The sequence below is a fragment of the Streptomyces sp. NPDC058662 genome (assembly GCF_042716255.1).
In the GTDB taxonomy this organism is placed as follows: domain Bacteria; phylum Actinomycetota; class Actinomycetes; order Streptomycetales; family Streptomycetaceae; genus Streptomyces.
On record NZ_JBHXRU010000138.1, the window covers coordinates 1 to 13,031 of the forward strand.

A 13,031-nucleotide genomic window follows, 5' to 3' on the forward strand; every position below is an offset into this window, starting at 1 on the left:
CGGCACGCCGCCGCCCGCGCCACGGCCGGCCTCCTCCGCGCCGCCGCCCGCGCCCTCGCGGTCCGCCGCCCCGCCGCGCCCCGCCCCGCCGTCACCGTCGCCCGGGCGGGTGAGGCCGGGCCCCACCCCGTCCAGGCCGTCGCCGCCCGCACCGGCCCCCGTGGACGCGTTCCGACTGGCCGTGCTCGGGCACTCGGCGTACGGGGACCACACCGGGCCGGAGGTGCGGACCTGGCGCAGCAGTTGGGTGTGGCAGCGGTGGGGGCTGGTGGTGGGCGACCGGCGGTTCGGGCACGGGATCACCGTGAGCAGCCGTTCCTCGGTGGAGATCGACCTCAACCGGCAGTGCGCGTCCTTCTCGGCGCGGGCCGGGGTGGACGGGCTGTCGATGTTCACCGACGGCTCGGTGCGGTTCTCCGTGTACGCGGACGAGCGGCGGCTGTGGCAGTCCGACGCCCCCGGGTACGGGGATCCGGCGGCGGCCGTACACGTCCCGCTGGCCGGGCGCCGGACGCTGCGGCTGGTGGTGGAGAAGGCCGGGGGCGGGACGCTGCCGACCCTGGCGAGCTGGGCCGACGCGGTGATCAGCTGCCCCTGAGCGGCCGGCGGCCGGTACCGCACCCGTCGCCGGGGGCCCGGGCGGGCGCCGCCCCCGCCCCCCCGGCTGGCCGCGCACCCCGGGCGTCCGGCCCGGCGGGCGTCGGCTGCCGCGGACGTCGGCGGAGGCGGCCCTCCGCCCGCGTCAGGACAGGGCCGGGCGGTGGACGGGGACTCCCGTCGGTACCGCGCGGCGGCGGGCGGTGGAGGTGCCCGTCCAGCAGGTGCCGCGCCGGGCCAGGAGGCGTTGCAGCCACAGCTCCATGGAGACGAGTTCGGCCAGCCCGTCCAGCGGGACCGGGCGGCCGTCCGCCGCGTCGAGCAGCGCCTGCTGCACGACGCGGGCGTCGATCAGCCCCGCGTCGGCGAGGAGGGGCGAGGCGAAGAGGGAGAGCAGCTCGCTCAGTGCCCCGCGCAGACCCAGCCGGACGGCTGTCTCGTTGGGGGTGTGGGCCGTGGCGCCCCAGCCCGGCGGGAGTTCGCGTACGCCGGCCGAGGACAGCACGCTGCGCAGGATCGCGGCACGGGCGCCGGGCTGGACGCGCAGGGACTCGGGGAGCGCGCGGGCGGCCCGTACGACCTGGTTGTCCAGGAACGGGGCGTGCAGGCGCTGGCTGCGGACCTCCACCGCCTGTTCGAAGACCCGGTGGTCGGCCGCGTGGCGGGCGAGCAGGGCGCGGGCGCGGGCCTCGCCGGGGCGCAGCGACAGGGGCGGTCGGCCGGCGGCCGCGGTGAGGCGGATCGACACCTCCGCCAGCGCCTCCCCCGTCAGCCAGCCCGCGGCCGGACCGGGGCGGGACCAGGCCAGCGCGGCCAGGGAGGCGTCGACCGCTCCGTACCCGCGCTGGGTGAGGCCGCCCTCGCGCAGGCGGGCGGCGGCGGCCTCCATGCCCGCGCGGTACGGGGTACGGGCGAGCCGCCGGGCGGCGGAGTACACGGTGAGCGGGACCAGCAGGGACTGGCCCTCGGCGGACGCCGAGCGGGCGAGCGCGGCCACCGGGCGCAGCAGGTGGCGGCGGCGGCGGTCCATCAGGAGGTCGGCCATGCGGGCCGGGTGGGCGTCGAGGACCTGGCGGGCGCCGTGGCCGGTGAAGTGGTCGGCGGAGCCGGCGGCGAGCCGGCGGCGCTCGCGGGCGGCGAAGACGAGGGAGGGGCCGGGTTCGTCGGTCAGCGGGCCGTCGAGGTCGGCGTACGGGAGGGCTTCCTGGGCGGCGGCCACCACGACGTGGTGCAGGCGGGGGTCGGCCGCGATGGCCCGGGCGCGCTCCAGTTCGGCCTCGCGGCCCTGCGGGGTGGCCAGGTCGTTGAAGGTGACGGCGAGCAGCCGGGCCCCGGCGGGGCTCAGGACCGTGCCCGGGGCTCCGGGCAGTCCGGCGGCGAGCAGGGCCAGGGTCGCGGAGGCGCTGCCCCCGGAGAGGTCGGCGCCCACGCCCGGGGCCGGGGCGCCGCGGGCGGCACGCCGGTCGGCGGGGCCCATCCCGGGCACGGGGCCGGGATCGTACGGCGGCGGTGCGTCGGGAGCATGCCGGGGCGCCGTGAGCCGGGCGCGCACCGCGTCCACCAATGCTTCGCGTACGCCCTCCACGGCGCGCTCGGGATCGGCGGCGGGCGCGGCCACCGCGAGTGAGGCGACGGGCTCGTAGCCGGTGATCTCGCGGGAGCCCTCGCGCAGGATGAGCGCGTGGCCGGGCGGGATCCGCCGGACCCCGGCGTACGGTGTGCCGTCGCCCAGTGCCTCGGGGCTGTCGGGGCAGGCGAGGACGGCGGCGAGGTGGCCGATGTCGAGCTGGGCCTCGATGAGGTCGGCGAGCGGGAGGGCGGCGGTGGCGTACGCGGTGCCGCTCGCCCAGGGCGTGTAGAACACGGGCCGGGCGCCCGCGAGGTCGCCGACGACGGTGATGCGGCGGCCGGCCTGGACCACGGCGGTGTAGCTGCCGGACCACTGGGTCAGGTGACGCAGCGCCCCGCCGCGGGCGGCGTAGAGGGCGCGGCGCAGTTCGGCGTCGGTCGCGCCGCAGCAGCCGAGGACGGCGAGCCGGGTGAAGGGGTCGGCGGGGTCGGCGGTGAGCATGCGGATCTCGTCCGGGCGCCAGTCTCCGACGGCCCACAGGGGGTCGGGGTCGCCCCACAGCAGTTGGGCGCCGACGGGTTGGACGGTGCGCTCGGCGTCCTGGCCGGGATCGTCCGGGTGGGCGGCGTCCGCGATGCCGCCGCGCAGGGGGGAGCCGCCGCCGGGGCCGCCGTAGGCGTCGCGTCCGTACGGGTCGGAGCCGTGGCCGCCGGAGCCGGGTCCGCCCTGGCCGGAGCCCTGCGCGAAACCACGGCCGGGGTCTCGGCCGGAGACCCGGCCGGCCGTGCCGAAGCTCGCGGCGATACTGCTCCACCCCACCAACCAGCGCACCGCCGCCTCCCCAGCCTGTGGGCACATGACCGGGGCACAGGCAGTACGGACGGCGCTGAGGGCGCGGCCGACGGGACCCCGGGTGGCTCGGGTCCATGCTGCCACGGGACAGGCGTGCGAGAGTGGTTAAAGGGGGCGCACATGCAAACGAACACGCCCCGGCCACGCAGTATTTGGCGTTCCGTTCCTCCCGCCCCATAGGTCGCTTTCAGCCATTCTTCGGTCGTCCTGGGAGCCGATGCGTGCCGTCGGCCCTCCCGGGGGCGGGCGCGGCCCGGGAGGCGGAACCCGCCCCCCGGACCGTTCCGCCACCCGCGGGGATTGAGGCAGCGGCATCCCCCGGCCCGCTCGATCCGCGCAGCGGGCCGACCCACGCACCGCACATCGAATCGCCGCGCCCCCGGACCGGCCAGAGCGCACGGGCGGGCGCACGGCCACACGGACGGAGCACGCGATGACACGTGCGCCCCGGGGGCGGCCCCCGGCCCGACTGTGCAAACGGACAACAATCCCGCCATACGGAACTCGGGGCCTTAACGCTTGGGAGGCGGGGAACTACGCTGGGTTTACGAAATGCCGGGCGCCTATGCCCCGGCGGCGTCTGCGTTCCGCGTGTGACGAGGGGTGGCGCATGTCCAGGGAGCTCCGCGAGCCCAATGAGAAGCTCGGCGCCGTCCTCGCCCTCGCGGGCATCAGCAACGCCGGGCTGGCCCGGCGGGTCAACGACCTCGGCGCGCAGCGCGGCCTGACGCTTCGGTACGACAAGACGTCGGTCGCGCGGTGGGTGTCGAAGGGGATGGTGCCGCAGGGCGCCGCCCCGCACCTGATCGCCGCCGCGATCGGCGCGAAGCTGGGACGTCCGGTGCCGCTGCACGAGATCGGGCTGGCGGACGCGGATCCCGCGCCCGAGGTCGGCCTGGCCTTTCCGCGCGACGTGGGGGCGGCGGTCCGGTCGGCCACCGACCTCTACCGGCTCGACCTCGCCGGGCGGCGCGGCGGTGGCGGGATCTGGCAGTCCCTCGCGGGGTCCTTCTCCGTCTCGGCCTACGCCACGCCCGCCTCCCGCTGGCTCATATCTCCCGCCGACGGCTCGGTGGCGCGCGAGCCGGCGGGCACCGCGCAGGGGCCCCCGGCCCACCCTCCGGCCGGACAGCGGGTCCCTGCGCCCCAGAGCCCGACGACCAAGGGCCTCGCCACCCTGGGCCCGGCCCCCCGGGACCTCCCGGGGCCGGACGCGGCGACGCACACCGGAACGACGGCGGGCACGACCGCGCCCGCGGGGACGACCGCGCCCGCATCCACGACCACGCCCGTCGGCCCGACCGCGCGCCCGACCACGGGCACGGCGCCGGCGCGCCCGGTCGCGGGACCGGTCGGCGGTCCGACGGCACCGCCGTCCACCGTTGTCCCCGCCCGGTCGGCCGCCGAAACGCCGCACGAGCACGCGCAGCGCGTGGGCCACAGCGATGTGGCGAAGCTGCGCGAGGCCGCCGAGGACGCCCGCCGCTGGGACTCCAAGTACGGCGGCGGGGACTGGCGTTCGTCGATGGTCCCCGAATGCCTGCGGGTGGACGCGGCGCCGCTGCTGCTCGGCTCGTACAGCGACGAGGTCGGCCGCGCGCTGTTCGGCGCTACCGCCGAACTGACCCGGCTCGCCGGCTGGATGGCCTTCGACACCGGCCAGCAGGAGGCCGCCCAGCGCTACTACATCCAGGCGCTCCGGCTCGCCCGCGCCGCCGCCGACGTGCCGCTCGGCGGGTACGTGCTGGCGTCCATGTCCCTGCAGGCCACCTACCGGGACTTCCCCGACGAGGGCGTGGACCTCGCCCAGGCGGCCGTCGAGCGCAACCGGGGCCTGGCGACGGCCCGCACCATGAGCTTCTTCCGGCTCGTCGAGGCCCGGGCGCACGCGAAGGCGGGCGATTCCGCGGCCGCCGGGGCGGCCCTGCGGGCCGCCGAGGGCTGGCTGGAGCGGTCCCGGGACGGCGACCCGGACCCGACCTGGCTCGGCTTCTACTCGTACGACCGCTTCGCGGCCGACGCCGCGGAGTGCTACCGCGACCTCAGGCTCCCCCGGCAGGTACGGCGCTTCACCGAGCAGGCCCTGTCGCGCCCCACCGAGGAGTACGTGCGCTCACACGGGCTGCGCCTGGTGGTGAGCGCGGTCGCCGAGCTGGAGTCGGGCAACCTCGACGCGGCGTGCGCGGTGGGCACCCGGGCGGTGGAGGTGGCGGGCCGGATCTCGTCGGCGCGGACGACCGAGTACGTACGGGACCTGCTGCACCGCCTGGAGCCGTACGGGGACGAGCCGCGCGTGGCGGAGCTGCGCGAGCGGGCCCGCCCGCTGCTGGTGGCTCCGGCGTAACCCCGTGGCCTCTCTGTCGGTGGCGGGGTGCAGTATGCAGGGGTGGGAGGTTTCGGCGTGGGCGGTGGCGTGGACTGCGATGTGCTGGTGATCGGCGGCGGGATCGTCGGCCTGTCGACGGCGCACGCCCTGTCGCGCCTGGCCCCGGGGACCCGGGTGGTCGTCCTGGAGAAGGAGAGCGGCCCCGCCCGGCACCAGACGGGCCGCAACAGCGGCGTCATCCACAGCGGGATCTACTACCGGCCGGGGTCGTTGAAGGCCCGCTTCGCGGTGCGCGGCGCCGCGGAGATGGTCAAGTTCTGCGCGGAGCACGACATTCCGCACGAGGTCACGGGCAAGCTGATCGTCGCCACCGAGCGCTCGGAGCTGCCCCGGCTGCACGCCCTGGTCCAGCGCGGCCGGGAGAACGGCATCCCCGTGCGCGAGCTCGGCCCGGCCCAGATCTCGGAGTACGAGCCCGAGGTGCGCGGGCTGGCCGCGATCCACGTCGGCACCACCGGAATCGTCGACTACGGCAGGGTCACCGCCCAGCTGGCGGAGTCCTCGGGCGCGGAGATCGTCTACGGCGGCGCGGTGGACCTGGTCTCCCGCCGCCCCTCGGCGGTGGCGGTCCGCACCACGGCCGGACTGGTGGTCAGGGCGCGGGCCCTGGTGAACTGCGCGGGCCTCCAGTGCGACCGGATCGCGCGCCTGGCCGGGGACGACCCGGGCATGCGGATCATCCCCTTCCGCGGCGAGTACTACGACCTGGCCCGGCCGGAACTGGTCCGCGGCCTGGTCTACCCGGTCCCCGACCCGGCGTTCCCCTTCCTGGGCGTCCATCTGACCCGGGGCATCGGCGGCGGGGTCCACGTCGGCCCCAACGCGGTCCCCGCGCTGGCCCGCGAGGGCTACGACTGGGCCACGGTCCGGCCCCGGGACATCGCCTCCGAGCTGGCCTGGCCGGGATCCTGGCGGATGGCCGCGCGCCACTGGCGGTACGGGGCGGGGGAGGTCCACCGCTCGCTGTCGCGGCAGGCCTTCACCCGGGCGGTGCGCCGCCTGCTCCCGGCCGTCACGGCCGCCGACCTGAGGCCCGCCGCGGCCGGGGTCCGGGCGCAGGCGGTCCTGCGGGACGGGACCCTCGTGGACGACTTCCTGATCCGGGAGGCCCACCGGACGGTGCACGTGCTGAACGCCCCGTCGCCGGCCGCCACCGCGTCGCTGCCCATCGGACGGGAGATCGCCTCCCGCGCCCTGCGGACCCTCGCCTCCGCCTGACCGCCCCCGGAGCGGGGTCCCGCCCCGGGACACCCGCGCCGGGCGCCGACCGGCCGGGCTCGCCCCACCGCCGGCGCGTGCGGTGCCGTCGTAGAATCAGCGCATTGTGTCTGAGTCCCTGAACCCCCAGCCGCCCCACCGTCCGGATGCCGCCGCGCCGGAGGCGAACGCGTACGTGCCGCCCAAGTGGCGGACCGAGCCCCGCTTCCCCGACGGGCCCTCGCCGGACCCGGCCGGCTCGCACCACGAGCGGCGGATCCGCAGCTTCCAGCCGCGGCGCAGCCGGGTAACCACCGGCCAGGGCGAAGCCCTGAAGCGGCTGTGGGGCACCTGGGGCCTGGACATCGACGGCCACGACGTCATCGACCTCAAGGTCCTCTTCGACGGCCTCCCCGTCGTCCTGGAGATCGGCTTCGGCATGGGCGAGGCGACCGCCCAGATGGCCGCCGCCGACCCGGCCACCGGCATCCTGGCCGTCGACGTCCACACCCCCGGCCAGGGCAATCTGCTCGCCCTGGCCGAACGCGGCGGCCTGGACAACGTCCGGGTGGCCAACGGCGACGCGATCATCCTGCTGCGCGAGATGCTGCCGCCCGCCTCGCTGGCCGGTATCCGCGTGTACTTCCCGGACCCCTGGCCCAAGGCCCGCCACCACAAGCGCCGGCTGATCCAGCCCGAGTTCCTCACCCTGGCCGCCACCCGGCTGGCCCCCGGCGCCGTGCTGCACTGCGCGACCGACTGGGAGCCGTACGCCGAGCAGATGCTCGAAGTCCTCACGGCGCACCCCGACTTCGAGAACACGCGGCCCGACGGCGGCTACGCGCCGCGCCCCGACTTCCGGCCCCTGACCCGCTTCGAGGGCCAGGGCCTGGACAAGGGGCACGTCGTACACGACTTGCTCTTCCGCCGCACGGAGAACTGAGAACGTCACCGCGCGTGTCAGACCGGCTCGGTAGGGTCATCATGTGTTCCGAGCGCTGCCCCGCATGCTCGCACGCCCGTCGGGCGCGGTCCGTACGTGTGTGCTCGTCGCCCTGCTCGCCGTCACCGGCGTCGCGATCCTCGAACTCGTCCGGGAGCAGACCGGCACCCCCGGCTTCCTCGTCGGCCTCGGCCTGGCCCTGCTGCCCGTGGCGCCGCTCATGGCGGCCTTCCGCTGGCTGGGCCGGGCCGCGCCCTGCCCCTGGGCGCAGTTGTGGTTCTGCTTCGGCTGGGGCGCCTGCACCGCGGCCCTGATCGCCATACTGGCCAACAGCTTCGCCACGGAGTGGATAGCAGCGGCCACCGCCGATCCCTCGAACGCGGACCAGCTCGGCTCGGTGGCGATCGCCCCGGTGGTCGAGGAGTGCGCCAAGGCCGCGGCGCTGCTGCTGGTGTTCGTGTTCCGGCGGGACCACTTCACCGGCCCCGCCGACGGATTCGTGGCGGCCGGCTTCACCGCCACCGGCTTCGCCTTCACCGAGAACATCCTCTACCTCGGCAACGCCTTCGGCGAGGACGTCGCGGAGGACACCGGTGTCCTGGACTCCCTGACGGCCGCGACCTTCTTCGTCCGGATCGTGCTCTCGCCGTTCGCCCACCCGCTGTTCACGGTGCTCACCGGCCTCGGCTTCGGGGCGGCCGCGCTCAGCGCCCGCCGTACGGGGCGGATCGGCCTGCCGGTGCTGGGGCTGGCGCTGGCCATGGGCATGCACGCGCTGTGGAACAGCGCCTCGCGGTTCGGTGAGTACGGGTTCTACGTGGTCTACGGCAGTGTGATGGTGCCGGCGTTCGGGCTGCTGGTGTGGTCGGCGGTGTGGATACGGCGGCGCCGGCTGCGGACCGTCGCCGGGGAGCTGGCGGTGTACGCGGCCGCCGGCTGGCTCGGACCGGCCGAGGTGCCGGCCCTGGCCTCGCTGCCGGCCCGGTCGCTGGCCCGTGCGCTGGCCCGGCGCAGCGGGGGCCGGGCCGCGGGCCGGGCGGTGGCCCGCTACGAGGCGGACGCGGCCGCGCTGGCACTGCTGCGGAACCGGGCGCGGCGCGGCGGTCCGCGGCGGGAGCCCGACTTCGCGGGGCGGGAGCGGGAGTTGCTGCGCCGGCTCTGGCTGCGCCGGGCGACGGCGGGCCCCGCGCTGGCCCGGGCCGCCGTCATGGAGGAGCTGCTGCCCCCCTGGTTCGACCCGCTGGACCGGCCGGCGGCGCCGTCCGCGGCCGCCGCACTGGCCGGCGTACCGGCGCCCCGGAAGCACACGGAGCGGGCGGAGGCGCCGGACCTGGCAGAGGCCGCGGACCTGGCGGAGGCGGCGGACCTCGGCCGGGTTCGGGACCGGCACCCCGCTCTCAGGGGGTGAGGAGAGGGCCGGCCGTCAGACGCTGAGGCCCTTGCTGTTCAGCCATGCCATCGGGTCCATCGTGGAGCCGCCCTTGCGCACTTCGAGGTGGAGGTGCGGCCCGGTCACGTTCCCGGTGGCGCCGACGCGCCCGATGGTGTCGCCCGCGCCGACCGAGCCGGAGGTCACGGCCATCGACGACAGGTGGCAGTACCAGATCTCCGTACCGTCCTCCAGCTCCAGCACGATCCGGTAGCCGTACGCACCGGACCACCCGGCGGAGGTGATCTTCCCGGCGGCGACGGCCTTGACCGGGGTGCCGGTGGGGGCGGCGAAGTCGAGGCCGGTGTGGCTCCCGGAGGACCACATGGAGCCGGAGGCGCCGTAGCGGGAGGTGAGGGTGTAGGCGGAGGTGGGCAGGACGTACGTCCCGGCCGAGGCGGCCGCGCGCTCCCGCGCGGCCTCGGCCTCGGCGGCCTTGCGGGCTTCCTCGGCTTCCTGGGCCACCTTCGCCGCGGCTTCGGCCGCCGCCGCCTCGGCCGCCTTGCGCGCGGCCTCCTGCTTCTCCTTGGCCTCCTGCGCGGCGGCCTCCCGCGCGGCCCGCTCGCTCTCCTCCCGGACCTTCGCGTCGGCGGCTTCCTGCTGGGACTCGGCCTGCTGGAGGATGCGGCTGCGCAGCACCTCGCCCGCGTCGGCGCGACGGTCCGACTGCTGCGGGATGATCCCGCTGCGACTGCCCGCCGCGGCCGTCCCGCCGAAACGGTCGCCGTCCTGCCGTGCCGCGTCCGCGGCCCCCTCGCCGCCCGAGAAGTCGCCGGACATCAGGTCGGGCAAGGAAGGCATGGATATGGCGACTTGGGGCCGGTCCTGCGCGGTGGCGATACCGCTGGCGCCGACCGCCGCGATGACACCGACGCCGAGCACGGTGGAGCTGCGGGCGAGTCCTCCGCGCTGCTTGGCCACCCGGTGCTTGCCGCGGACCGGGCGAACCGAGTCCTCGGTGGGGTTCCACTCGCCCCAGGCGCCCGCGCTCGGCGGTTCCTGGATCTCGGTGCCTTCAGGGGCAGGCAAGTTGGAGGCCACCGGGGCACACTCCTCATTGACGCACACGCGCGCGGCGCCGTCTCTGGCGACGGCTGGGACGACCGCGCTGCGTTATCGAAAGGTAATAGACACGGGGGAGTGATTCCAAGCTGTTGCGATTGATCGTTAACACCAATCGGCCACGCCCTGGCTTGCTCTGGCCAGTACTTTTCGCCCCAAGAGCCGATCAACTCGGGCATATATCGGTCGACACCCCTACCTCTTCGGCCACACAGCGCTCTTGATGAACCGTCAGGGAGCTTGCGGAGCGCTTCCCTTCACGCACACACCGTCACGCATCGCCATCGCGGCGCACCACCGGCACCGTGCGTCGGCGCTCCGGCTGGCCGTGCGCCGGCCGGCCCACCGCGAGGAGCGCCATGTCGTCCGTGGCTCCCCCGCCCGTATGTCGGCGCACATCGCTGCTGAGCGCGCCGAGCAGCGCCTCCGGCCCGGGGAAGATCCGCCCGCGCAGCCGGCTCGCCGGGTCGTAGAACGTGCCCCGCGCGTCCCGGGCCTCCGTCAGCCCGTCCGTGTACAGCAGCAGCGTGGTCCCCGCCGGGAAGTCCCACTCCTCGACCCGGTCCGGCCAGCCGCCCAGTTCCGCCATGCCGAGCGGAAGGGCCGGCTGCGACGGTGCGAGCACCCCGAGCCGGCCGTCCGCGTGCAGCATCAGCGGTTCCGGGTGGCCCCGGTTGAGCAGGCGCAGCAGCTCGCCCCGCGGCGGGACCTCGCCGAGCACGCACGTCGTGAACCCCTCCACGGCGTCCAGGCTGTCGCGCCGCATGCCCTCCCGCGCCAGCGCGCGCTCCAGCCGCTGCGCCAGGCCCTCCAGCGTCGGCTCGGTGTCCGCGGCCTCCCGGAAGGCGCCGAGGACCACCGCGACGGCCTCCACCGCCCCCAGCCCCTTGCCCCGTACGTCGCCCACCGCCAGCCGGACCCCGTACGGGGTCTCCTGGACGGCGTACAGGTCCCCGCCGATGAAGGCGTCGGCCTGGGCGGCCTCGTAGCGGGCGGAGACGTGCAGGCCCCCGATCCGTTCGGCGGGCGTCGGCAGCACCGCCCGCTGGGCGGCCTCGGCGATGCCCCGCGCGGAGGCGAGCTGCTCCCCGCTGCGCCGCACCACCCGGTTGATCAGCAGGGCCAGTGCGGAGACGGTCATGACGGTGGTCAGCTCGGTCAGCGCCTCCGCCTTCCAGCTGGTGCCGTGCAGGACGTGCAGCAGGAACACGGCCAGCGAGGCCAGCCCGCCGATCAGCGCCGTCCCCCGGAAGGAGTACAGCGGAGCGGCGATGAGCGGGGCGGCCGAGAAGAAGGGCGACCCGGTGAAGCTGGGCGGGCTCACCAGGTCGAAGACCAGGCCGAGGACGATCAGCGCGGCCGGCAGCACCCGGACCACGCGCCGGGCCAGCGCACCCCCGCCGCCGTCGGTGCTCCCCATGCCGTCCGTACCCCCGCTGCCGTCCGTACCCCCGCTGCCGTCCTTGCGCCCGCTGCCGTCCGTACGTCCGCCGCCGTCCGGGTACGCGTCGCCGCCCGTGCTCCCGTTGCCGCCCTGCCGCCCCAGCCCCGCCACGCCGCTCTCCTGCCGCCCGGTCCCTCCCACGGATGCGGGTCCGCCGCCTCGCCCCTCAAGGCTGGCGGAACGGACGGCTCCGAAGCGACCCGGCGGCGGCCGATCGGGTGACGGCGCGTGAGGCGGTCCCGGAGGAGGGGGCGTTGGCGCGGCCGGGGGCCGGAGCACGACGAAGGCCCGGTTCCTCAAGAGGAACCGGGCCTTCGTACTGAGTAGCGGGGGCAGGATTTGAACCTACGACCTCTGGGTTATGAGCCCAGCGAGCTACCGAGCTGCTCCACCCCGCGTCGGTAAACACAACTCTACGCCATGCGGGCGGAGCCCTCCGCCAATTAACCGCCCCACCCCTCCTCTGGTCGACATAACACCAGGTCAGAGCCATAAAAGCAGGCCGAAGCGGCTTCGCTGAGGCCCGCGTGACGAGCGGGGGCGGCCCTACGGGCGCCCGGCAAAGGCCACCCGCGAACCCGACCCGAACCGGTCGCGAAGCCGTCCACCACCCGCCTGCCGTACGGCCGGCGGCGGCCGGCTCCTGGGCCGTCCCCCCGGCCGGCGCTCGGCCACCCCCTGAGCACCCGGGGTTCGGCCACGGACTCCCCGGCCCCCACGGGCTCCGACTCGGCCACCGGCCGCACGCCGGACGCGGCGCGGTCCCGGGCGCGAGCGGTGCGTGCGGCCGCCCGGATCGGCACCCGCCCTCGCCGCGGCGCCGGCGCCCGATCCGTTCGGCCACGACGAAGGGCCCCAGCCGATCGCTCGGTTGGGGCCCTTCGTATGCAGGCCAGGAGGGTCGCCCCCGCCGCCCGCGAGCGGTAGGCCATGTCGGACTCGAACCGACAACCAACGGATTAAAAGTCCGCTGCTCTGCCAATTGAGCTAATGGCCCTCCATGTGCTCACCCCAGAGCATAGCCGCAGAGCGCCCCTCAGCCGATCGGGTATCGGCCGGGCGGCCTGTCGGCGCGGGATCGGGAGAGCGTCGGATCTCGGCCACCGGCCGCGGGCGGCCCGTACAGGGCCCCGAATCCCCCTGGACGCACCGCACCTCACGCGGCGTCAGCTTTCCGGCCACGACGGGAGGCTGGATGCGGCAGGGCCCCCGCGACCGGAGTCGCGGGGGCCCTGCCAGTGGTGCTGTTCAGCTGGGATCAGCCGTTGCGCTTCCAGCGCGGCTTGTCGTCACGACGGCCACCGAAGGAGCCGGTGGAACCGGTCGAACCGGAGCCCGAGGGGCGCTGGTCGTCGCGGCGGCCGTACGGACGGTCGCCGGCGCCGCCGGAGCGGAAGCCACCGGACGGGCGGTCGTCGCGGCGGAAGCCGCCGGACGGACGGTCGCCACCGGAACGGAAGCCACCGGACGGGCGGTCGCCACCGCGGTCGTCACGGATCAATCCACCGGACGGACGCTACTCGCGGCGGAAGCCGCCACGTTCGCCACCGC

The 13,031-nt window shown here is 75.9% G+C and carries 9 protein-coding genes and 2 tRNA genes; 5 read left to right on the plus strand and 6 right to left on the minus strand.

Annotated elements, in window-relative coordinates; all coding sequences use genetic code 11:
- Window positions 1-160 precede the first annotated feature (160 nt).
- Window positions 161-598, plus strand: coding sequence for an NPCBM/NEW2 domain-containing protein (locus ACFWUQ_RS29245; RefSeq protein ID WP_384544010.1), 438 nt, complete (start codon window positions 161-163; stop codon window positions 596-598).
- Window positions 599-742: 144 nt separating this feature from the next.
- On the opposite strand, the gene ACFWUQ_RS29250 is transcribed toward ACFWUQ_RS29245, so the two are convergent.
- Window positions 743-2,998: an asparagine synthase-related protein gene (locus tag ACFWUQ_RS29250; RefSeq protein WP_384544012.1), complete on the minus strand. Its 2,256-nt coding sequence runs from the start codon at window positions 2,996-2,998 to the stop codon at window positions 743-745.
- Window positions 2,999-3,629: 631 nt separating this feature from the next.
- Here ACFWUQ_RS29250 and ACFWUQ_RS29255 point away from each other — a divergent pair.
- The 4 genes from ACFWUQ_RS29255 to ACFWUQ_RS29270 all read left to right on the plus strand — a co-directional run bounded on the left by ACFWUQ_RS29255 (window position 3,630) and on the right by ACFWUQ_RS29270 (window position 8,953).
- Complete coding sequence (locus tag ACFWUQ_RS29255; protein WP_384544014.1) at window positions 3,630-5,363, plus strand: sporulation protein; 1,734 nt, start codon at window positions 3,630-3,632, stop codon at window positions 5,361-5,363.
- A 27-nt stretch (window positions 5,364-5,390) separates the two neighbouring features.
- Window positions 5,391-6,623, plus strand: a complete 1,233-nt coding sequence (gene lhgO, locus ACFWUQ_RS29260) for an L-2-hydroxyglutarate oxidase (RefSeq protein WP_384544016.1) — start codon at window positions 5,391-5,393, stop codon at window positions 6,621-6,623.
- Between the two features lie 106 nt (window positions 6,624-6,729).
- Window positions 6,730-7,545: a tRNA (guanosine(46)-N7)-methyltransferase TrmB gene (gene trmB, locus ACFWUQ_RS29265; protein ID WP_384544018.1), complete on the plus strand. Its 816-nt coding sequence runs from the start codon at window positions 6,730-6,732 to the stop codon at window positions 7,543-7,545.
- A 43-nt stretch (window positions 7,546-7,588) separates the two neighbouring features.
- Window positions 7,589-8,953 carry a PrsW family intramembrane metalloprotease gene (locus ACFWUQ_RS29270; protein ID WP_384544020.1) on the plus strand — a complete coding sequence of 455 codons (1,365 nt, stop codon included), beginning with the start codon at window positions 7,589-7,591 and terminating at the stop codon, window positions 8,951-8,953.
- 15 nt (window positions 8,954-8,968) lie between these two features.
- Here the strand turns inward: ACFWUQ_RS29270 and ACFWUQ_RS29275 are convergent, their stop codons facing one another.
- From ACFWUQ_RS29275 to ACFWUQ_RS29295, 5 genes are all read right to left on the minus strand, one after another.
- On the minus strand, window positions 8,969-10,015 hold the full coding sequence (locus ACFWUQ_RS29275; RefSeq protein WP_384544022.1) for a M23 family metallopeptidase: 1,047 nt from the start codon (window positions 10,013-10,015) through the stop codon (window positions 8,969-8,971).
- A gap of 292 nt (window positions 10,016-10,307) precedes the next feature.
- Window positions 10,308-11,591 (minus strand): PP2C family protein-serine/threonine phosphatase, encoded by a 1,284-nt coding sequence (locus ACFWUQ_RS29280; protein WP_384544024.1) that lies wholly within the window; start codon window positions 11,589-11,591, stop codon window positions 10,308-10,310.
- 213 nt (window positions 11,592-11,804) lie between these two features.
- Window positions 11,805-11,878 (minus strand) — tRNA-Met (locus tag ACFWUQ_RS29285).
- A 526-nt stretch (window positions 11,879-12,404) separates the two neighbouring features.
- A tRNA-Lys gene (locus tag ACFWUQ_RS29290) sits at window positions 12,405-12,477 on the minus strand.
- A 261-nt stretch (window positions 12,478-12,738) separates the two neighbouring features.
- Window positions 12,739-12,981 carry a hypothetical protein gene (locus tag ACFWUQ_RS29295; RefSeq protein WP_384544026.1) on the minus strand — a complete coding sequence of 81 codons (243 nt, stop codon included), beginning with the start codon at window positions 12,979-12,981 and terminating at the stop codon, window positions 12,739-12,741.
- Between the last annotated feature and the right edge of the window lie 50 nt (window positions 12,982-13,031).